This is a genomic window from Stenotrophomonas maltophilia group sp. Smal13, assembly GCF_030236855.1.
GTDB classification, from domain to species: Bacteria; Pseudomonadota; Gammaproteobacteria; order Xanthomonadales; family Xanthomonadaceae; genus Stenotrophomonas; species Stenotrophomonas maltophilia_A.
Map to the genome: position 1 here is coordinate 24,777 of NZ_JASJSQ010000017.1, position 20,028 is coordinate 44,804.

17 protein-coding genes are annotated in these 20,028 nt (G+C 67.0%); 12 read left to right on the top strand and 5 right to left on the bottom strand.

Annotated elements, in window-relative coordinates; translation table 11 throughout:
* Positions 1-5: 5 nt before the first annotated feature.
* From QRO95_RS08190 to QRO95_RS08200, 3 genes are all read right to left on the bottom strand, one after another.
* Positions 6-245 (bottom strand): WGR domain-containing protein, encoded by a 240-nt coding sequence (locus QRO95_RS08190; protein WP_285302243.1) that lies wholly within the window; start codon positions 243-245, stop codon positions 6-8.
* A 67-nt stretch (positions 246-312) separates the two neighbouring features.
* Positions 313-1,425 carry a 3-dehydroquinate synthase gene (aroB, locus tag QRO95_RS08195; protein WP_285302244.1) on the bottom strand — a complete coding sequence of 371 codons (1,113 nt, stop codon included), beginning with the start codon at positions 1,423-1,425 and terminating at the stop codon, positions 313-315.
* Positions 1,422-1,964 (bottom strand): shikimate kinase, encoded by a 543-nt coding sequence (locus QRO95_RS08200; protein ID WP_032127802.1) that lies wholly within the window; start codon positions 1,962-1,964, stop codon positions 1,422-1,424. Before QRO95_RS08200 ends, aroB begins: the two co-directional genes overlap by 4 nt.
* 98 nt (positions 1,965-2,062) lie before the next feature.
* On the opposite strand from QRO95_RS08200, the gene QRO95_RS08205 reads away from it, so the two are divergent.
* Entirely contained in the window at positions 2,063-2,266 is a 204-nt protein-coding gene (locus QRO95_RS08205) for a dodecin family protein (RefSeq protein ID WP_005410663.1), read from the top strand.
* Positions 2,267-2,272: 6 nt separating this feature from the next.
* On the opposite strand, the gene QRO95_RS08210 is transcribed toward QRO95_RS08205, so the two are convergent.
* On the bottom strand, positions 2,273-3,100 hold the full coding sequence (locus QRO95_RS08210; protein WP_285302245.1) for a kinase: 828 nt from the start codon (positions 3,098-3,100) through the stop codon (positions 2,273-2,275).
* Between the two features lie 40 nt (positions 3,101-3,140).
* Here QRO95_RS08210 and pdxH point away from each other — a divergent pair, with 40 nt between their 5' ends.
* The 3 genes from pdxH (at position 3,141) to QRO95_RS08225 (ending at position 4,732) form a co-directional block, all read left to right on the top strand.
* Complete coding sequence (gene pdxH / locus QRO95_RS08215) at positions 3,141-3,740, top strand: pyridoxamine 5'-phosphate oxidase (protein ID WP_049401396.1); 600 nt, start codon at positions 3,141-3,143, stop codon at positions 3,738-3,740.
* A gap of 9 nt (positions 3,741-3,749) precedes the next feature.
* Positions 3,750-4,109 carry a hypothetical protein gene (locus QRO95_RS08220; RefSeq protein WP_285302246.1) on the top strand — a complete coding sequence of 120 codons (360 nt, stop codon included), beginning with the start codon at positions 3,750-3,752 and terminating at the stop codon, positions 4,107-4,109.
* Positions 4,110-4,270: 161 nt separating this feature from the next.
* Positions 4,271-4,732 carry a DoxX family protein gene (locus QRO95_RS08225; RefSeq protein ID WP_285302247.1) on the top strand — a complete coding sequence of 154 codons (462 nt, stop codon included), beginning with the start codon at positions 4,271-4,273 and terminating at the stop codon, positions 4,730-4,732.
* Positions 4,733-4,868: 136 nt separating this feature from the next.
* On the opposite strand, the gene prpR is transcribed toward QRO95_RS08225, so the two are convergent.
* Positions 4,869-6,452, bottom strand: a complete 1,584-nt coding sequence (gene prpR, locus QRO95_RS08230; RefSeq protein WP_285302248.1) for a propionate catabolism operon regulatory protein PrpR — start codon at positions 6,450-6,452, stop codon at positions 4,869-4,871.
* A 153-nt stretch (positions 6,453-6,605) separates the two neighbouring features.
* Here prpR and prpB point away from each other — a divergent pair, with 153 nt between their 5' ends.
* The 8 genes from prpB to QRO95_RS08270 all read left to right on the top strand — a co-directional run bounded on the left by prpB (position 6,606) and on the right by QRO95_RS08270 (position 19,999).
* Positions 6,606-7,499 (top strand): methylisocitrate lyase, encoded by an 894-nt coding sequence (gene prpB, locus QRO95_RS08235; RefSeq protein WP_049401429.1) that lies wholly within the window; start codon positions 6,606-6,608, stop codon positions 7,497-7,499.
* A gap of 36 nt (positions 7,500-7,535) precedes the next feature.
* The gene (prpC, locus tag QRO95_RS08240; RefSeq protein WP_014038133.1) at positions 7,536-8,693 is read left to right on the top strand and encodes a 2-methylcitrate synthase; all 1,158 of its coding nucleotides are present in this window, start codon (positions 7,536-7,538) and stop codon (positions 8,691-8,693) included.
* 97 nt (positions 8,694-8,790) lie between these two features.
* Positions 8,791-11,409 carry a Fe/S-dependent 2-methylisocitrate dehydratase AcnD gene (gene acnD / locus QRO95_RS08245; RefSeq protein WP_285302249.1) on the top strand — a complete coding sequence of 873 codons (2,619 nt, stop codon included), beginning with the start codon at positions 8,791-8,793 and terminating at the stop codon, positions 11,407-11,409.
* Between the two features lie 100 nt (positions 11,410-11,509).
* Positions 11,510-11,767 (top strand): type II toxin-antitoxin system ParD family antitoxin, encoded by a 258-nt coding sequence (locus tag QRO95_RS08250; RefSeq protein WP_006384133.1) that lies wholly within the window; start codon positions 11,510-11,512, stop codon positions 11,765-11,767.
* Positions 11,754-12,080, top strand: coding sequence for a type II toxin-antitoxin system RelE/ParE family toxin (locus QRO95_RS08255; RefSeq protein WP_006384132.1), 327 nt, complete (start codon positions 11,754-11,756; stop codon positions 12,078-12,080). Before QRO95_RS08250 ends, QRO95_RS08255 begins: the two co-directional genes overlap by 14 nt.
* A 23-nt stretch (positions 12,081-12,103) precedes the next feature.
* Positions 12,104-13,279 carry a 2-methylaconitate cis-trans isomerase PrpF gene (prpF, locus tag QRO95_RS08260; RefSeq protein WP_285302250.1) on the top strand — a complete coding sequence of 392 codons (1,176 nt, stop codon included), beginning with the start codon at positions 12,104-12,106 and terminating at the stop codon, positions 13,277-13,279.
* 124 nt (positions 13,280-13,403) lie between these two features.
* Positions 13,404-14,864, top strand: a complete 1,461-nt coding sequence (locus QRO95_RS08265) for a bifunctional 2-methylcitrate dehydratase/aconitate hydratase (protein ID WP_285302251.1) — start codon at positions 13,404-13,406, stop codon at positions 14,862-14,864.
* A gap of 227 nt (positions 14,865-15,091) precedes the next feature.
* Positions 15,092-19,999, top strand: coding sequence for an alpha-2-macroglobulin (locus tag QRO95_RS08270; RefSeq protein WP_285302252.1), 4,908 nt, complete (start codon positions 15,092-15,094; stop codon positions 19,997-19,999).
* Positions 20,000-20,028: the final 29 nt, after the last annotated feature.

The following is a 20,028-nucleotide window of genomic DNA, read 5'->3' on the forward strand; positions in this document are numbered from 1 at the left end:
CGGCGTCAGTCGCCGTGCGAGAGGATCTGGAAACCGCGATGCAGTTCGGCATCGCGGGCCTTCTCGAAGGCATGGCGGGCTTCGTCGGCCTGCAGGAACAGCTCGCGCCGCAGCTGCGAGCGGCTGCCGACGCGGCCGCTCTCGCGCAGCAGTTCCCAGCTGCCGAACAGATCCGGCTGCAGGCTCAGGCGCAGGAAGCGCGGTGCCTGCGCACCGGCGTCGGGATGTTGCAGGTAGACGTGCATGGCGCCGATTGTAGCGGGGCCAGGGTGACCCCGGCCGCAACGCGGTGGTGCCGGCCGTTGGCCGGCACTACCGGGCCGACAGCACCTTCAGCACCGCTGCCTCATCCACGTCCGGCACCACTTCGGCGCGGCCCATGCCACGCCACAGCACCAGGCGCAGGCGGCCGGCCACGTTCTTCTTGTCCAGCCGCATGCGGCCGAGCAGGGCCTGCGGGTCCAGCCCCGCCGGGATCGCCACCGGCAGGCCGAGGCGTTCCAGCAGGGCCTGCAGGCGCGCACGGTCGGCATCGTCGGCCAGGCCCAGGTCGGTGGACAGCTTCGCCGCCAGCACCATGCCCACCGCCACCGCCTCGCCATGGTTCAGCGCATCGCGGCCGGGGGCGGAGTAGCCCTGTTCGGTCTCGATGGCGTGGCCGAAGGTGTGTCCCAGGTTGAGCAGGGCACGTTCCCCCTTCTCGAACGGATCGCGCTCGACGATGGCGGCCTTGTGCCGGCAACTGCGCGCGATGGCTTCAGAAAGCACGTTGTCTTCGCCGGCCAGCAGCGCATCGGCATGCTGCTGCAGCCATTCGAAGAACACCGCATCGCCCAGCGCGCCGTACTTCACCACTTCGGCCAGGCCGGCGCGCAGCTCGCGCGGCGGCAGGGTGGCCAGCACGCGGGTATCGGCGATCACCGCGCGCGGCGGATGGAACGCGCCGACCAGGTTCTTGCCGGCGGGAATGTCGACCGCGGTCTTGCCGCCCACCGACGAATCAACCATCGCCAACAGGGTGGTCGGAAGCTGCACGCAGTCCACGCCGCGCATCCAGCAGGCCGCGGCAAAACCGGCGAGATCACCGACCACGCCGCCACCGAGGGCGAACACGCAGGCATCCCGGGTGGCGCCGAGCGCGGCCAGCGCTTCGATCGCGCGGCCGAATTCGGCCAGGGTCTTGGAGGCTTCGCCGGCGGCCAGCACGTGCTCGCCGACGATCAGGTCGGGGCGTGCGGCCAGCAGCGTCTGCTTCACGGCTGCCAGGTAGCGCGGAGCCACTTCGCTGTCGCTGAGCAGCAGCACGTGGCGGCCGCGCACATGCGAGGCCAACGCGGTGCCGTCGGTCTGGGCACCAGCGCCGATGGTGATGGAGTAGGGGCGGTCGCCGCCAACGGCGACCTGCAGCAGGGCGGGGGAAGTCATGCGGTCAGGTCCTGGCGCTGCCATTGCGTGGCCAGCTTGACCACCAGGTGGGCGGTCGCGTCGGCAGCGGTGTACGGGTCGGTATCGAGGGTGAGGTCGGCCAGCTCGCGGTACAGCGGGTCGCGGTGAGCAGCCAGATCGTGCAGCACCTGCTCGCGGTCCGGGCGCTGCAGCAGTGGCCTGCCTTTGTCGCGGGCCAGGCGTTCCAGCTGCGCGGCAACGCTGACCCGCAGGTAGACCACGAAGCCGCGCTGGGCGATCAGCGCACGGTTGTCCGGATCCAGTACGGCGCCGCCACCGGTGGAGACCAGCTGGCCGCGGCCTTCCAGCACACGGGCCAAGGCTTCGCGCTCATGGCTGCGGAAGCCGGTTTCACCCGAGTGCTCGAAGATGGTCGGGATGCTGGCGCCGGCGGCATCGACGATGGCCTGGTCGACATCGACGAAGTCCAGCGTGAAGCGCTCGGCCAGGCGGCGGCCGATGCAGGTTTTGCCGGCGCCCATCGGGCCGATCAGGATCAGGTTCGGAGCAGGATTCATGCCCTCTGATGCTAACACCTCCGTGCCCTTGCCTTTACGTTCTTCACGTCAGGGTAGGCGTTCCTGCGGGGTCTCCCGCGCCAGCCGGAGTACAGGCCATGACGGTCGCCAAGGTCATCGAAATCACCGCCTCCTCGCCCAAAAGCGTGGAAGACGCCGTGCGCAGCGGGCTGAAGAAGGTTTCCGAGACGGTCAAGGGCATCCAGGGCGCCTGGGTGAACGAGACCAAGGTGGTCACCAACGGCAGCGGCGAAATCACCGAATGGCGGGTCAACCTGCGGGTGACCTTCCTGGTGGAATAGGCGTGCTCAGCGCACCGCCTGCACCTGGCGCTGGCCGTCCAGCACCACCACGTGGTCGGCCAGGCCGGGCAGGGCATGCAGTGCCTGCCGGCTGACCCGCTCGTAATACTGCACGAAGCGCTCCAGCTGCGGCCGGCTCATGCCGTGCCGGCCCGGCTGCGCCGCCTGCAGGTTCTGCTCCTGCTGCCAGCGCCAGCGCGGCACCACCGAAAAATCCGGCGGCTGCAGGAACCACAGGCGGTTGCAGCGCTGCCACAACGCCGGGTAGTTGCGGGCCAGTGCCTGATTGCACCAGCGGCGCCAACGGCCATCGGCGTCGGCCTCGCGCTCCAGTGCGTTCAGCGGGCTGTCCAGTGCGTTGTCATCCTGCGCCGGTGTGCCGAGGAACCAGCCTTCGAACACCAGCAGGTCCAATGGCTGCTGCAGCTGCGGCCACTGAGCCTCGGGCAGGCGTTCATCGGCCAGCTTGTCGAATCGTGGCATCGCGAAGGGCTGGCGTGCGGCCACCGCGTCCAGCACGCCGTGGGCCAGCGGCAGGTCGTGGGTGCCGGGCGGCCCGCGGGTGATCAGCAGCGGATGCACCTGGCGGGCCAGTCGCTGGCGCTGCGCACGGGTGAGGTAGACGTCATCGATCGACAGCGTGGCCGCGTTCAGGCCGCGTGCCTGGGCGCGCGCCACCACCTGCGCGGCCAGCGTCGATTTGCCGCTCCCCTGCAGGCCGCTGATCGCCAATACTGGAATCGCTGCACCGCTGCCCAGCGCATCATCCAGCGCCTGTTCGGCCAATGTTTCGGGGAATCCTTTCACCTGGGGCATATACGCAGCAGCGGCCATGCAGCCACAATAGCCCAATCCGTGTGAGAAGAACGCAATCATGAGCGACCTGTACGCCGAAGCCCTGTCCACGTTTGCCGGCCTGTTCGACGAGGCCAAGCAGAGCCGCGAGGTCGAGCCGAATGCGATGACCGTGGCCACCGCCGATACGCAGGGCCGTCCCTCGGCGCGTACCGTGCTGCTGAAGGCCTTCGACGAGCGTGGCTTCGTCTTCTATACCCACCTGGACAGCCACAAGGGCCAGGAGCTGCAGGCCAATCCGCAGGCCGCGCTGTTGTTCCTGTGGCGCAGCCTGCGCGAGGCGGGTATCCAGGTGCGCATCGAAGGCCGTGTCGAGCAGGTCGCCGATGCTGAAGCCGATGCCTATTTCGCCAGCCGCCCGCGCATGAGCCAGATCGGCGCCTGGGCCTCGCAGCAGTCGAAGACGCTGGCGACGCGCGAGGAATTCGATGCGCGCGTGGCCGAGGTCGAAGCCCGCTTCGAGGGCAAGGACGTGCCGCGCCCGGAGGGCTGGAGCGGCCTGCGCGTGGTGCCTGACCGCATCGAGTTCTGGTATGGCGCGCAGTTCCGCCTGCACGAACGCTGGTGCTATGAAGCCGGTGCCGAAGGGCGCTGGAGCAAGCGCCTGTTGTATCCGTAAGGCAACCTGATGCAACGCCTGCCGCTGTACCGTGTGGTGGTGTTCGTGCCGTCGGCAGCACTGGATGCAGTGAAGCAGGGCATCCTCGCGGTGGACGCGCTGGCGGCCGGCGACTACGAGCACGGGATGTGGTGGTCGGCGCCGGGGTTCGAGCAGTTCCGCCCGCGCGTGGGTGCGTCACCCGTGCAGGGTGAGGCGGGCCGCACCGAAGTGGTCGACAGCGTGCGCCTGGAATTCTGCCTGCCTCGGAATCCGCAGCGGCTGCAGCGCATCTTCGAACAGGGCATCGTGCCGCATCACCCGTGGCAGGTGCCGGTGGTGCAGGTGGAGGAAATCGAGCTGCTGCTGGCCGACGGGCGGCTGTTGTAGAGCCGAGCCATGCTCGGCTGCTTTTGCTCTGGCGCGTAAAGCAGTCGAGCATGGCTCGACTCTACAAGAGCGGATTGTCGCATTCGGACCCATGCGCTTCATCTGCGGGCAGGCAACCAACCGGCACACTCCAACGAATGCCCTCGACTTCCGGAGTTGCCATGCCCTCCTGGCGTTGCCTGTTTGCTGTGCCGCCGCCACGCCGCGGCGTGGAAGCCTTCCTGCTGCTGCTTGCCCGCATCGTCGCCGGCGTGATGTTCTGCGTATCCGGCTGGAACAAGGTGTTCACCGACGCGGGGCGCGAGCGCATGGTGCATACGCTGGTTGATGCGGGCATTCCGTTCCCGGTGTTCAGTGCGCCGGTGCTCGGTGTGATCGAATGGATCGCCGGCGGCCTGCTGGTGCTGGGGCTGCTGAGCCGCCCCTCGGCGTTGCTGCTGGCGGGCATCTGCGCGGTGGCCGCATTGACGGATGGCATCGCACGCATTCCAGCAGGATTGGGCGTGCCGGATTGGTTGAGCTGGTTCTTCTACCTGAGCGAAGTGCCGCTGGGGGTGTTGCTGCTTTGGATTGCGGCGGTGGGGAGTGGACGGTTCGCCATCGAGGCGCGCTGGGTACGGTGAGTGCTCATCGTCCGCGCGCAGCCGGAGTGCGCCTGTAGCATTTGGTGTGTTCCGGTAGATCCACGCCATGCGTGGATGAGATGCTTGACGGAAGAGCGGTGCGAACCAAGGTTCGCACCCACCAGGCAACGAGTGGTTACAACCCCTCCGCGCGCAGCCAGCGCCATAGCGTGGTGCGTGAGACGCCCAGCGCCTGCGCCATCCCTTCGCGATCATTGCGATGTTCCTGCAGCAGCGTTTCCAACTGCGCACGCGGTGGGCGCTTGCCGTTGCTTTCCACCGGCATCGAGGCGGCACCTTCATTCACCAGCTCCGGCGCCAGCTGCAGCAGGCGCGCCGCATCGATCAGCCCTTCGCCCGGCTGCCAGTGGATGCGCAGGCGATCCACCAGGTTGCGCAGTTCGCGCACGTTGCCGGGCCACCCGGCGGCGATCAGTATGCCCATCGCGTCCTCATCCAATGGCGCATCGATGCCGCGCAGCTGGCGGAAGAAGTGCTGTGCCAGCATCGGAATGTCGCCACGCCGCGCGCGCAGCGTGGGCAGGGCGATACGCAGTGCGGCCAAGCGGTAATACAAGTCGCGACGGAAGCTGCCGGTTGCTGCGCGCTGCTCCAGCGACTGCAGGGTGGCGGCCACCACGCGCAGGTCCACCGGGGTCGGTTCGGTGGCGCCCACGCGCAGTACCTCGCGTTCTTCCAGTACGCGCAGCAGGCGGGTCTGCAGCGGTAGCGGCAGTTCGCCGATTTCGTCCAGGAACAGGGTGCCACCGTCTGCGGCCTCGATCAGGCCGACACGGCCGCCACGGCGTGCGCCGGTGAATGCCCCATCGCTGTAGCCGAACAGCTCCGCTTCCAGCAGCGATTCGCTGATCGCGCCGCAGTTCAACGCGACGAAGCGGCCTCGACGGCCGCTGGCCGCGTGCAGCTGGCGCGCAACCAGTTCCTTGCCGGTGCCGGTTTCGCCGGTGACCAGCACGGTGCTGTCATGCGGGGCATACAGCGCGATCTGTGCGCGCACCTGCGCCATCGTGTCGCTGTCGCCGAGCAGTTCATGCGCATCGGCGCGCGCTGCCGGGCGCCGACGTGGGCTAGGCCGATTGCCACTGGAACGTGCCAGGGTCTGGGTCAGTTCCAGCGCATGTTCGAACGCCTGTCGCACCGAGTCGGCGGAGTACAGCAGCACCCCGGGCAGGCCGGCCTGTTCGGCGTGGTCGATGGCCATGCCGGTGCCGACGATCACTTCGATGCCGTTGGCGCGCAGGTCGGCGATGCAGTCGCGTGCGTCCTCGCGGGTGACGAAACGGCGATGCTCGATATCCAGGCCGAAACTCTGCTGGAAGTTGCTGAACACCGGCACGTCGCTGGCGTGGGTGACCAGGCCGATGCGGCTGGCGATGCGTCGCGCGCGCGCCAGTGCTTCCATCAGGTCGAAGCCGTTGGCCTGGATCGGTACCAGCGGCAGCTCCAGCCGGCCGCGCAGCCAGGCGGCGTTGGAGCCGCCGGCAATCACCACATCGCAATGCTCGCGGCGCAGGCGCTGGCCGATCACATCCACCGCTTCCTCGAAGCCGAGGTTGATCTGTTCGATGCGCGCGCGACGGTCGAACTCGGGAATGACGTCGCCGAGCAGGCCGGTCAGCCGCGAGACGCTGACCGTCCAGATCACCGGTCGGCCGGGGTCGGCATCGGCATGGCGCAGGGGCGAGCGGGGCAGGTACATGGCGATGGGTTCAGACGGGGTGTTTCATGATACATCTGTTTCAATGTTTCATTTGTTTCGCGGTTGCGTGTCGGTCATCCCCGTGAAATCAACCGCTTGCAGCTTGGCATGGTGCTTGCGCCTACCCATCCGTTCTTCAACCTGGATTGCCGCATGACTGCTTCCGCCCCTTTCTCTGCCGGTGCCCGCTTCCGTGAGGCGCTGGCTGCCGAATCGCCGCTGCAGGTGATCGGCGCGATCAACGCCAACCACGCCCTGCTGGCCAAGCGCGCCGGCTTCCGTGCCATCTACCTGTCCGGCGGCGGCGTTGCCGCAGGCTCGCTGGGCCTGCCGGACCTGGGCATCAATACCCTGGAAGACGTGCTGGTGGACGTGCGCCGCATCACCGATGTCTGCGATCTGCCGCTGATGGTCGACATCGACACCGGCTTTGGCCCGAGCGCGTTCAACATCGCGCGCACCGTGAAGTCGCTGATCAAGGCCGGCGCGGCCGCCTGCCACATCGAGGACCAGGTCGGCGCCAAGCGCTGCGGTCACCGCCCGGGCAAGGAGATCGTCTCGCAGGGTGAAATGGTCGACCGGGTGAAGGCGGCCGCCGATGCCAAGACCGATCCGGACTTCTTCCTGATCGCGCGCACCGACGCCATCCAGGTGGACGGCGTGGACAAGGCTATCGAGCGCGCCATCGCCTGTGTCGAGGCCGGTGCCGACGGCATCTTCGCCGAGGCTGCCTACGACCTGGACACCTACCGCCGCTTCGTCGACGCGGTGAAGGTGCCGGTGCTGGCCAACATCACCGAATTCGGCGCCACCCCGCTGTTCAGCCGCGATGAACTGGCCTCGGCCGGCGTCGCCATCCAGCTGTTCCCGCTGTCGGCGTTCCGTGCCGCCAACAAGGCTGCCGAGAACGTCTACCAGGCGGTGCGCCGCGATGGCCACCAGCGCAACGTGGTGGACACCATGCAGACCCGCGAAGAACTCTACGACCGCATCGGCTACCACGCCTTCGAGCAGCAGCTCGATGCACTGTTCGCCGCCAAGAAATAAGCAGTACCCTGCACCATCAAGTTTTCGGAGGGAAACATGAACGATACGACCGCAACCCCGACCTTCAAGCCGAAGAAGTCCGTCGCCCTGTCCGGCACCGCCGCCGGCAACACCGCGCTGTGCAGCGTGGGCCGTAGTGGCAACGATCTGCACTACCGTGGCTACGACATCCTGGACCTGGCCAACACCAGCGAGTTCGAGGAAATCGCCTACCTGCTGGTGCACGGCAAGCTGCCGACCCGCGCCGAGCTGGTTTCGTACAAGGCCAAGCTGAAGTCGCTGCGTGGCATCCCGGCCGCGGTGAAGGCGGCGCTGGAAGAACTGCCGCCGTCGGCGCACCCGATGGACGTGATGCGCACCGGCGTGTCCGTGCTCGGCTGCGTGGCGCCGGAGAAGGACGACCACAACCATCCGGGCGCGCGCGACATCGCCGACAAGCTGATGGCCTGCCTCGGTTCGATGCTGCTGTACTGGTACCACTGGAGCCACAACGGCCGCGCCATCGACGTGGAAACCGACGATGACTCGATCGGTGGCCACTTCCTGCACCTGCTGCACGGCGAGAAGCCGCAGGAATCGTGGGTGAAGGCGATGCATACCTCGCTGATCCTGTATGCCGAGCACGAGTTCAACGCCTCGACCTTCACCTGCCGCGTCATCGCCGGTACCGGCAGCGACATGTACAGCGCGATCTGCGGTGGCATCGGCGCGCTGCGTGGCCCGAAGCATGGCGGCGCCAACGAAGTGGCGTTCGAAGTGCAGAAGCGCTACGACAACCCGGATGAAGCCGAGGAAGACATCAAGGCCCGCGTCGAGCGCAAGGAAGTGGTGATCGGTTTCGGCCACCCGGTCTACACCGTCTCCGATCCGCGCAACAAGGTGATCAAGGACGTGGCCCGCGAGCTGTCCGAAGAACAGTCCAGCATGAAGATGTACGACATCGCCGAGCGCCTGGAATCGGTGATGTGGGACATCAAGAAGATGTTCCCGAACCTGGACTGGTTCAGTGCCGTCAGCTACCACATGATGGGCGTGCCGACCGCGATGTTCACCCCGCTGTTCGTGATCGCCCGCACCGCCGGCTGGAGCGCGCACATCGTCGAGCAGCGCATCGACGGCAAGATCATCCGCCCGAGCGCCAACTACATCGGTCCGGAAGACCGCGACTTCGTCGCCATCGACAAGCGCGTCTGATCCCCCTGCTGTACCCATCCGGCCGGCCCCGTGCCGGCCGGATGCTTTCGCCGCCGCACCGCCGGCACCCGGCCCGCCTCAAGCACTCCGCCAGCCCATGAATACCGATTACCGCAAGAACCTCCCCGGCAGCACGCTGGACTATTTCGACGCGCGCGCCGCTGTCGATGCGATCCAGCCTGGCGCCTATGCCACCCTGCCGTACACCTCGCGCGTGCTGGCCGAGAACCTGGTGCGTCGCTGCGATCCGGCTACGCTTGGCGATTCGCTGAAGCAGCTGATCGAGCGCCGCCGCGACCTCGACTTCCCGTGGTTCCCGGCACGCGTGGTCTGCCACGACATCCTCGGCCAGACCGCACTGGTCGACCTGGCTGGCCTGCGTGATGCGATCGCCGACAAGGGCGGTGACCCGGCCAAGGTCAATCCGGTGGTGCCGGTGCAGCTGATCGTCGATCACTCGCTGGCGGTGGAGTGCGGTGGTTTCGATCCGCAGGCGTTCGAGAAGAACCGCGCCATCGAAGATCGCCGCAACGAAGACCGTTTCCACTTCATCGATTGGACCAAGCTGGCGTTCGAGAACGTGGACGTGATTCCGCCGGGCAACGGCATCATGCACCAGATCAACCTGGAGAAGATGTCGCCGGTGGTCTACGTGCAGGACGGCGTGGCCTTCCCGGATACCTGCGTGGGTACCGACAGCCATACCCCGCACGTGGATGCACTGGGCGTGATCGCGATTGGTGTTGGCGGCCTGGAAGCCGAGAACGTGATGCTGGGCCGCGCCTCGTGGATGCGTCTGCCGGACATCATCGGTGTCGAGCTGACCGGCAGGCCGCAGCCGGGCATCACTGCCACCGACGTGGTGCTGGCGCTGACCGAGTTCCTGCGCAAGGAGCGCGTGGTCGGTGCGTATCTTGAATTCTTCGGCGAGGGTGCTGCGGCACTGACCATCGGTGACCGCGCCACCATTTCCAACATGTGCCCGGAGTACGGCGCGACCGCCGCGATGTTCTACATCGACGGGCAGACCATCGATTACCTGCGCCTGACCGGCCGCGAGGAATCGCAGGTGGCGCTGGTGGAGAACTACGCCCGTACCACCGGCCTCTGGGCCGATGACCTGGCCACCGCACAATACGAGCGTGTGCTGCGCTTCGACCTGTCCAGCGTGGTGCGCAACATGGCCGGCCCGTCCAACCCGCACAAGCGCGTGGCGACCGCCGAGCTGGCCGAGCGCGGCATCGCCGACGAAGCCAAGCTGGAAGCGGGCAAGGCCGAGCAGGCGCAGGGGCTGATGCCCGACGGCGCGGTGATCATCGCCGCCATCACCAGCTGCACCAATACGTCCAATCCGCGCAACGTGATCGCCGCCGCACTGCTGGCGCGCAAGGCCAACGAGCGTGGCCTGCTGCGCAAGCCGTGGGTGAAGTCGTCGCTGGCGCCGGGTTCGAAGGCGGTGCAGCTGTACCTGGAAGAGGCCGGCCTGCTGCCGGACCTGGAAAAGCTCGGCTTCGGCATCGTCGCCTTCGCCTGCACCACCTGCAACGGCATGAGCGGTGCGCTGGACCCGAAGATCCAGCAGGAAATCATCGATCGCGACCTGTATTCCACCGCCGTGTTGTCGGGCAACCGCAACTTCGATGGCCGCATCCACCCGTATGCGAAGCAGGCCTTCCTGGCTTCGCCGCCGCTGGTGATCGCCTATGCCATCGCCGGCACCGTGCGCTTCGATATCGAGAAGGACGTGCTGGGCGTGGACACCGACGGCAACGAAGTGCGCCTGAAGGACATCTGGCCGAGCGACGCCGAGATCGATGCGGTGGTGAAGGCCTCGGTGAAGCCGGAGCAGTTCCGCCGCGTCTACAACCCGATGTTCAACGTACGCGTGGAGCACGGTGCGGCGGTCAGCCCGCTGTACGACTGGCGCCCGCAGAGCACCTACATCCGCCGTCCGCCGTACTGGGAGGGCGCACTGGCCGGTGAGCGCACGCTGTCTGGCATGCGCGCGCTGGCGGTGCTGCCGGACAACATCACCACCGACCACCTGTCGCCGTCCAACGCGATCCTGGCGTCCAGTGCCGCCGGTGAGTACCTGGCGAAGATGGGCCTGCCGGAAGAGGACTTCAATTCCTACGCCACCCACCGCGGTGACCACCTGACCGCGCAGCGCGCTACGTTCGCCAATCCGAAGCTGTTCAACGAGATGGTGCGCAACGACGATGGCAGCGTGAAGCAGGGCTCGCTGGCGCGCGTGGAGCCGGAAGGCAAGGTGATGCGCATGTGGGAAGCGATCGAGACCTACATGGACCGCAAGCAGCCGCTGATCATCATCGCCGGTGCCGACTACGGCCAGGGCAGCTCGCGTGACTGGGCCGCCAAGGGCGTGCGCCTGGCCGGCGTGGAAGCGATCGTGGCCGAAGGCTTCGAGCGGATTCACCGCACCAACCTGATCGGCATGGGCGTGCTGCCGCTGGAGTTCAAGCCGGGCACCACCCGCCTGACCCTGGGCATTGACGGCACCGAGACGTTTGACGTGATCGGCGAGCGCACCCCGCGCGCCGAGCTGACCCTGGTCATCCACCGCCGCGACGGCCAGGACGTGCTCGTGCCGGTCACCTGCCGCCTGGACAGCGACGAGGAAGTGGCGATCTACGAGGCCGGCGGCGTGCTGCAGCGCTTCGCCCAGGACTTCCTGGAAGGCGCCAAGGTGGCGTGATGCCGGACTGAATGCCTGCCCCCGGAGGCCGGGGGCGGGCTTGTCCGACACCAGGGCAAGGCGCACACTGACTTGGCAAAAACTGCCAAAGGAGAGTTTCATGGCCACCATGAACATTTCGCTGACCGATCCGCTCAAGCAGTTCGTGGACGAGGAAGTGCGCGAAGGCGGCTACTCCAGTACGTCGGATTATGTGCGTGACCTGATCCGCCAGCGTCAGCGCAGCAAGGCTGAAGAGCTGCTCAAGCAGTTGATTGCCGAGGGGCTGGCTTCTGGGCCTGCCGTTCCGGTGACTGCGGCCACATTCGAGCGGATGCGTCGCGAACTGACCGAAAGGATGGAGCGTGAAGGCGATTGAATGGAGGCCCCGGGCCGAGACAGACGCAGCCGACGCCGCGCTGTGGTACGCACGACAGGGAGGGCTGGCACTGGGTCAGCGCTTTCTCGCCGAGCTGGAGGCCACGCTTCAACGTATTGCGATGTTCCCTGCGTCAGGTTCCGTCCGCCATGCCGACCTCGCCGCACAGTTGCCGGCACTCTTGCGCTTCATGCAGGTTCCGGGCTTTGAACGCTATCTCGTCTACTACCTCGATCTGCCGGACCGCGTGGACGTCATGCGGGTGTGGTGCGTTGATCGTGGCCTTGACGCACTGATGCAAGACATTTCCTGAAATCCAAACGCTTGGATCCGACGATGAATTTTCTTCCGCAACTCCGAATTCCCGCCACCTACATGCGCGGCGGCACCAGCAAGGGCGTGTTCTTCCGCCTGCAGGACCTGCCCGATGCCGCGCAGGTGCCGGGCGCCGCACGCGATGCGCTGCTGATGCGCGTGATCGGCTCGCCCGATCCGTATGGCAAGCAGACCGACGGCATGGGCGGCGCCACCTCCAGCACCAGCAAGTGCGTGATCATCTCCACCGCCTCGGTGCCTGACCACGACGTGGACTACCTGTACGGCCAGGTGTCGATCGACACCGCCTTCGTCGACTGGAGCGGCAACTGCGGCAATCTCAGCACTGCGGTGGGTCCGTTCGCGATCGCCAACGGTCTGATCGATCCGGCCCGGGTACCGCGTGACGGCGTGTGCACCGTACGCATCTGGCAGGCCAACATCGGCAAGACCATCATCGCGCACGTGCCGATGCGCGATGGCGAAGTGCAGGAGATCGGCGATTTCGAACTGGACGGGGTGACCTTCCCGGCGGCCGAGATCCAGCTGGAATTCATCGATCCGTCCGATGACGGCGATGCGGGCGCGATGTTCCCGACCGGCAATCTGGTCGATACCCTGGAAGTGCCCGGCGTGGGCAGCTTCGAGGTGACCATGATCACCGCTGGCATCCCGACGATCTTCCTCAACGCTGCCGATCTGGGCTACAGCGGCACCGAGCTGCAGCCGGCGATCAACGAAGACAAGGCCGCGCTGCAGAAATTCGAGACCATCCGCGCCTACGGCGCCTTGCGCATGGGTCTGATCAAGAACCTGGAAGACGCTGCGACCCGCCAGCACACGCCTAAGGTGGCGTTCGTTGCACCGGCGCAGGACTATGTGTCATCCAGCGGCAAGGCCATTCCGGCCTCGGCCATCGATCTGCATGCGCGCGCATTGTCGATGGGCAAGCTGCACCACGCGATGATGGGTACCGCCGCCGTGGCGATCGGTACTGCGGCGGCGATTCCGGGCACGTTGGTCAATCGTGCGGCCGGCGGCGAACGCGAAGCGGTGACCTTTGGTCACCCCTCCGGCACGTTGCGCGTGGGTGCGCAGGCCGGCCTCGTTGACGGCCAGTGGACAGTAAGCAAGGCCATCATGAGCCGCAGTGCCCGCGTGCTGATGGAAGGCAAGGTGCGGGTGCCGGCCGAGTGATGCGTTGGTAAACGCCAACCAAGGTTGGCGACTACCGGGCCGCAGTGACCAATTGCTTTGGTAGATGCCAACCTTGGTTGGCATGGTGCACGGGCAACCGTGCACCGTAACGAGGAGATCGACGATGTCCGACAGCCCCACCCCATCCAACGAGCGTGCAGCGTGGGATGCGCTGCTGGTGGACATCGTCGATTACGTGCGCGACGCACGCATCGACTCACCGCTGGCGTTCCAGACCGCGCACCACTGCCTGCTTGATACGCTGGGCTGCGGGCTGGAAGCACTGTCCTTCCCGGCCTGCAGCAAGCTGCTCGGTCCCGTGGTGCCAGGCATCAGCGTGGTCAACGGCGCGCGCGTTCCGGGCACCCACTACGTGCTGGACCCGGTGCAGGCGGCGTTCAATCTGGGCGCGATGGTGCGCTGGCTCGATTTCAACGACACCTGGCTGGCCGCCGAATGGGGCCACCCGTCGGACAATCTGGGCGGAATCCTCGCCGTCTGCGACTGGCTGGGACGCAACGCGCAGGCCCTGCGCCGCCCGCCGCCGACCGTGCACGACGTGCTGCTGGCGATGATCAAGGCGCACGAGATCCAGGGTGTACTGGCCCTGCAGAATTCCTTCAATCGGGTCGGGCTGGACCATGTGGTGCTGGTCAAGGTCGCCACCACCGCTGTGGTGGCGCAGCTGCTCGGGCTGGATCGCGAACGCATGCTCAATGCAGTGTCGCTGGCCTGGGTCGATGGCCAGGCGCTGCGGACCTACCGGCACGCGCCCAACACCGGTTCGCGCAAGAGCTGGGCCGCCGGCGATGCCACCAGCCGTGGCGTACGCCTGGCGCTGATCGCGGCAACGGGTGAAATGGGCTATCCGAGCGTGCTCAGTGCACCGACCTGGGGCTTCGAGGCTGTGTCCATGCATGGACAGGCACTGACGCTGGAGCGGCCGCTGGGCAGCTATGTGATGGAGAACGTGCTGTTCAAGATCAGCTACCCGGCCGAGTTCCACGGCCAGACTGCGGTGGAGGCAGCGATCGCGCTGCACCAGCAATTGCGCGCGATGGGGCGGCAGGTCGAGGATATCGCGCACATCGCCATCCGCACCCAGGAAGCCTGCATCCGCATCATCGACAAGAGGGGCCCACTGCACAATCCGGCCGACCGTGACCACTGCGTGCAGTACATGATCGCCATCGCGCTGCTGCATGGGCGGCTGGTGGCCGAGGACTATGAGGACGACGTCGCCGCCGATCCGCGCATCGACGCGCTGCGCGCAAAGATGGCCTGCCACGAGGATCCGCAGCTCAGCGCCGACTATCTGGACCCGGACAAGCGCAGCATCGCCAACGGCCTGAGCGTGCGCTTCAACGATGGCAGTGAACTGCCGGAGGTGCTGGTGGAGTATCCGCTGGGCCACGCCCGGCGCCGCGGGGAGGGCATTCCGCTGCTGATGGACAAGTTCCGCCGGCACCTGGCCCACCGCTTCCCGACCGCCCAGCAGCAGCGCATTCTGGCGGCATCGCTGGACCCGGTGGCGCTGGCGGCGATGCCGGTGACCGATTACGTGGACCTGTACCTGCCGGGGTAGGGAACGCGCTTCGGCGGATCTGATGCCACGCCTGCTTGCCAGGCACGTGGCTCGGCTCGCTTTGGTAGGTGCCAACCTTGGTTGGCACGGCCGACGCCAACCAAGGTTGGCGACTACCGGTTCCGCCGGCCAGCGGCCGGCACTACCCGCCCGGGCAATTGCCGAATTCGCGTCAACACCTTGACGCGGCCTGCCTATAATGGCCGCCTCGATCAAGGAGTGACGACATGAGCGGTCCGGCACGGCGGAAGCGGTGGGGATGGGCGGCGGCGGTACTGGCAGGAGGCCTGTTGCTGGGCCTGGCCGGCTGCCGCAACGACAGCGGGCAGCTGCCCAAGGCCAGCGGTGAAGCGATCACCACCCAGGCCGAGCAGGTGAAGGAATTCACCCTGCTGCGCGCCTACCCGGACCAGAAGAATGACGGCCTGTCGCTGGCGCTGGAGTTCTCGCGCCCACTGGTCGGCACCCAGGATTTCGACAAGCTGGTGCGCTTCGAAGAGAAGGTCGGCACCGACGACAGCAGCTGGACGCTGTCCGATGACGGCCTGACCCTGCGTTACCCGTTCGTCGAGGCTGGCAAGGAGTTCAGCCTGGTGGTCTCGCCGGACCTGCTGGCCGCCGATGGCAGCCGCCTGGGCAAGGAACTGAAGCAGAAGGTGTTCAGCGGCGAGCTGAAGCCGGTGGTCGGCTTCGCCTCGCAGGGCAGCGTGCTGCCGGCCAAGGACAGCCGTGGCCTGCCGGTGGTCTCGGTGAACGTGCCCGAGGTTGACGTCGAATTCCTGCGCGTGCGCGAGAAGGACCTGCCGACCTTCTTCAGCCAGTACCAGCGCGGCGGCCGCCGTGGCAGCTGGGAACTGAGCAGCGACTACGAGCGCAGCCCGATCAACAAGCTGGCCGAGCCGGTCTACGTCAACCGCTTCATCCTCGGCGGCAAGAAGAACGAGCGGGTGCTGACCTACCTGCCGACCCAGGACATCAAGGAACTGCAGGAGCCGGGCCTGTACTTCGCCCTGCTCAAGCGCACCGGTGACTACGAAGGCGAGTTCGATACCGCGTTCTTCTCGGTCAGCGACATCGGCCTGCATACCCGCGCCTACAAGGACAAGCTGTTCGTGCACACCGCCGGCCTCAAGGACGGCGCGCCGCTGAAGGGCATCGACCTGCGCGTGCTCGACGCCAAGGGCGAGGTGGTACTGAAGGGCAGCACCGACGGCAACGGCAATGCGCTGCTGAACTACACGCTGGATGCCACTCACGTGCTGGTCGCCAGCACGGGCAAGGACACCAGCTTCCTGCCGTTCAACCAGCCGGCGCTGGACCTGAGCGAATTCGCCGTGGCCGGCCGTGACAATGCCTGGTTCGACGTCTATGCCTGGTCCGGGCGCGACCTGTATCGCCCGGGCGAAACCGTGCGCCTGTCCGCACTGCTGCGCGACAACGATGGCAAGCCGGTCAAGGCTCAGCCGGTGTTCCTGCGCCTGAAGCAGCCCGACGGCAAGACCTTCCGCGAGACCCGCCTGCAGCCGGGCGAGCAGGGCTACATCAATTTCGAGCAGGTGATCCCCGCCGAGGCGCCGACCGGGCGCTGGCAGGTCGAGTTCCGCACCGATCCGGCCAGCAAGGAAGCGATCCAGGGCATGACCCTGCGTATCGAGGAGTTCCTGCCCGAGCGCATGAAGCTGGACTTGGACAGCGCGCAGAAGACGCTGAAGCCGGGTGAGGACCTGCGCCTGCAGGCCAATGGCGCCTACCTGTACGGGGCGCCGGCCGACGGCAACCGCTTCACCGCGCGCATGGCGGTGGCCGCCGAACAGCAGCCGGTCGAGGGCCTGCCGGGCTACTTCTTCGGTGACCCGACCCTGCAGTTGCCGCGCGAAGCCAAGGACGTGATCGATACCACGCTGCCGGGCAACGGCCAGCTGCGTGAGGATGTGGCATTGCCGGAAGAGGCCGCCAAGGCCAAGGCACCGATCGCCGTGGTGCTGTCCGGCAGCCTGTATGAAACCGGTGGCCGTACCGTCACCCGTACCCTGAAGCGGGTGATGTGGCCGGCCAACGCGCTGGTCGGCGTGCGCCCGCTGTTCAACCCCGAGGATGGCGCCGACTCCAACGGCAATGCACGCTTCGAGCTGATGCGCGTGGATGCCGCCGGCAAGCCGCAGCCGGCCAAGGGCCTGAAGATCACCCTGGTGCGCGAGCTGCGCGACTACCACTGGACCTTCAACGACAACCGCTGGGACTACGACTTCACCCGCCGCTTCGAGAACAAGGAAACGCGCACCGTCGACGCCGGCAGCAGCGCGGTCGCCTTCGATTTCCCGGTGGAGTGGGGCGAGTACCGGGTGGACGTGTTCGATCCGTCCACCGGCCTGACCAGCCGCTACCCGTTCCGTGCCGGCTGGAGCTGGGGCGATGACAACCGCGGCCTGGACGCGCGCCCGGACAAGGTCAAGCTGGGCCTGGACAAGACCGGGTACAAGGCCGGTGACACGCTGGAGGTGACGGTGACCCCGCCGCATGCCGGCAAGGGCATCCTGATGGTCGAGACCGACCGCATGCTGTACGTGCAGGACATCGACGCCAAGCCGGGTTCGACCTTCAAGATTCCGGTCACCGCCGATTGGGAGCGGCACGACGTCTACATCACCGCGCTGGTGTTCCGTGGCGGCAGTGCACCGAGCAAGATCACTCCGGCCCGTGCCGTGGGCGTGGTGCATGTGCCGATGGACCGCAAGGGCCGCACCGTGGCCGTCGGCCTGGCAGCGCCCAAGCAGATGCGACCGGAGCAGGACCTGCCGGTGACGGTCAGCGCGCCGCAGCTGGCTGGCAAGATGGCGCACGTCACCGTCTCGGCGGTGGACGTGGGCATCCTCAACATCACCCGCTTCCCGGTACCCGATGCCGGTGCGCACTTCTTCGCCCAGCGTCGCCTCGGCATTGATGCCTATGACATCTACAGCCGGGTGATCGAGAGCTTTGACGGCGGTGCCGGCAAGCTGAAGTTCGGTGGCGACATGGCGCTGCAGGCATTGCCGCAGGCCAAGCGCCCGACTGCGCGCGTGCAGACCGTGGACCTGTTCTCCGGCCCGGTGCAGCTCGATGCCAAGGGCATCGCCCGCATCCGCCTGAAGGTGCCGGACTTCAACGGCACCCTGCGGGTGTCGGCACTGGTCTACAGCGATGACCAGTACGGCAAGCGCGATGTGGAAACCGTGGTGCGCGCGCCGATCCTGGCCGAAGCCAGCATGCCGCGCGTGCTCGCCCCGGGCGACCGCAGCACCGTGACCCTGGACGTGCAGAACTTCACCGGCAAGCCGGGCCAGTTCAACGTGAAGGTGGAAAGCGAAGGCCCGCTGAACCTGGGCGAGGGCAGCCGCAGCGTGCAGTTGAATGCCGATGCCAAGACAACGCTGAGTTTCCCGCTGTCCGCGCGCGAGGGCCACAGCGTGGCCAAGGTGCGCGTGCGGGTGGATGGCAACGGCTTCAAGGCCGATCGCCGCTACGACCTGCCGGTGCGTGCGGCGTGGCCGCAGGTGCTGCGTTCGCAGGTGCGCACGCTCGATCCGCTGGCCGCGGTCAGCCTCGACAACAGCCTGACCGATGGCCTGATGTCCGAGTCGGTGAATGCCCGCCTGCTGGTCAGCCCGCTGCCGCCGATTCCGTTCGCCAGTGCACTGCAGGGCGCGCTGAATTACCCGTATGGCTGTGCCGAGCAGACCACCAGCAAGGGCTACGCCGCGCTGATCCTGGACCAGGCGACATCGTCGATGCTCGGTGCCGACGGCCTGGATGCCAAGACCCGTCGCGAACGCATGGAAGGTGCGTTCGGTCGCCTGGCGTCGATGCAGGTGGCCAACGGCAACTTCTCGATGTGGGGTGACGACGGCTACGTGAACCCGTGGCTGACCCCGTACATCACCGAGTTCCTGCTCGATGCCAAGGACGCCGGTTTCGCGGTGCCGGACAACGTGCTGCAGAAGGCACTGAACCGGCTCAGCGAGGACCTGCTGTCCGGTGGCAACCAGTTCTACGGCCAGGACGACCGCGAGAAGCTGAAGTTCGCCAACCAGGCGTATTCGGGCTACGTGCTGGCCCGGGTCAACCGTGCGCCGCTGGGTACCCTGCGCACGCTGTACGACAACGAGCGCAGCAAGGCGGTCGGTGGCCTCTCGCTGGTCCATCTGGGCGTGGCGCTGTCGTTGCAGGGCGATGCCAAGCGTGGCCAGGCCGCGCTGGCGGCGGCCTTCGCCAAGTCCAGCAGCGAACGCCCGTCGTACTTCGGCGACTACGGCAGCGCCATCCGTGATGACGCGCTGATGATCGCGCTGACCCACGAAAACAAGCTGGCCAAGCCCGCGTGGGACGCGCGTGCGGTCGATCTCGGCCGTGGCCTGGATGCCCGCCGCAATGCCGGCTGGATGTGGCTGAGCACGCAGGAACAGGTGGCGATTGCCCGCCTCGGCAAGGCGCTCGCCGCCAACCAGAAGGCGCTGGTGGCCGGTGAGCTGGTGATCGGTGGCAACACCGAAGCCATCGGCGAGCGCAAGCTGTTCGGCCGCAACTTCAGCGCCAGCGAACTGGCCAGCGGCGTACGCTTCACCCCGCAGGGCCAGCCGCCGATGTTCGCCAGCATCGACGTGGCGGGCATCCCGCGCAGTGCACCGGCGCCGGACAACAGTGTGCTGGGTGTCGAACGCAGCTACTACGGCACCGATGGCAAGCCGTGGTCGCCGCGCCCGCTGAAGGAAGGCGAAGCACTGATCGTGCGCGTGACCGTCACCGCCGACACCACGATGCCCGATGCACTGCTGACCGACCTGCTGCCGGCCGGCCTGGAGATCGAGAACTTCAACCTGGGCGACGCCAAGCAGTGGGCCGACGTGGTGGTCGATGGCATCACCATCAGCGACCGCGGAGAAGCTGCCGATACCAAGCACGAGGAGTTCCGCGACGACCGCTACGTGGCCGCGCTGAAGCTCTCGCGTGGCAGCAAGGCCAACGTGTTCTACCTGGTGCGTGCGGTGACGCCGGGAACCTACTCGGTGCCGCCGCCGCTGGTGGAGGACATGTACCGGCCGCAGCTGCGTGGCGTCGGCCGCAGCAACCCGACCACGATCACGGTGGTGCAGCCGTGACCGCGCGGACGGGCCGCGACGGCGCGGCC

Bases quoted from the DNA above. Each gene is read 5' to 3' on its own strand.
- QRO95_RS08265 (WP_285302251.1), top strand. From the start codon at position 13,404: ATGTCCGACAGCCCCACCCCATCCAACGAGCGTGCAGCGTGGGATGCG.
- QRO95_RS08210 (WP_285302245.1), bottom strand. From the start codon at position 3,100: ATGGCCGCTGCTGCGTATATGCCCCAGGTGAAAGGATTCCCCGAAACA.
- prpC (WP_014038133.1), top strand. From the start codon at position 7,536: ATGAACGATACGACCGCAACCCCGACCTTCAAGCCGAAGAAGTCCGTC.
- aroB (WP_285302244.1), bottom strand. From the start codon at position 1,425: ATGACTTCCCCCGCCCTGCTGCAGGTCGCCGTTGGCGGCGACCGCCCC.
- pdxH (WP_049401396.1), top strand. From the start codon at position 3,141: ATGAGCGACCTGTACGCCGAAGCCCTGTCCACGTTTGCCGGCCTGTTC.
- QRO95_RS08250 (WP_006384133.1), top strand. From the start codon at position 11,510: ATGGCCACCATGAACATTTCGCTGACCGATCCGCTCAAGCAGTTCGTG.
- prpF (WP_285302250.1), top strand. From the start codon at position 12,104: ATGAATTTTCTTCCGCAACTCCGAATTCCCGCCACCTACATGCGCGGC.
- QRO95_RS08205 (WP_005410663.1), top strand. From the start codon at position 2,063: ATGACGGTCGCCAAGGTCATCGAAATCACCGCCTCCTCGCCCAAAAGC.
- QRO95_RS08200 (WP_032127802.1), bottom strand. From the start codon at position 1,964: ATGAATCCTGCTCCGAACCTGATCCTGATCGGCCCGATGGGCGCCGGC.
- QRO95_RS08270 (WP_285302252.1), top strand. From the start codon at position 15,092: ATGAGCGGTCCGGCACGGCGGAAGCGGTGGGGATGGGCGGCGGCGGTA.
- QRO95_RS08190 (WP_285302243.1), bottom strand. From the start codon at position 245: ATGCACGTCTACCTGCAACATCCCGACGCCGGTGCGCAGGCACCGCGC.
- prpB (WP_049401429.1), top strand. From the start codon at position 6,606: ATGACTGCTTCCGCCCCTTTCTCTGCCGGTGCCCGCTTCCGTGAGGCG.
- QRO95_RS08225 (WP_285302247.1), top strand. From the start codon at position 4,271: ATGCCCTCCTGGCGTTGCCTGTTTGCTGTGCCGCCGCCACGCCGCGGC.
- acnD (WP_285302249.1), top strand. From the start codon at position 8,791: ATGAATACCGATTACCGCAAGAACCTCCCCGGCAGCACGCTGGACTAT.
- QRO95_RS08220 (WP_285302246.1), top strand. From the start codon at position 3,750: ATGCAACGCCTGCCGCTGTACCGTGTGGTGGTGTTCGTGCCGTCGGCA.
- prpR (WP_285302248.1), bottom strand. From the start codon at position 6,452: ATGTACCTGCCCCGCTCGCCCCTGCGCCATGCCGATGCCGACCCCGGC.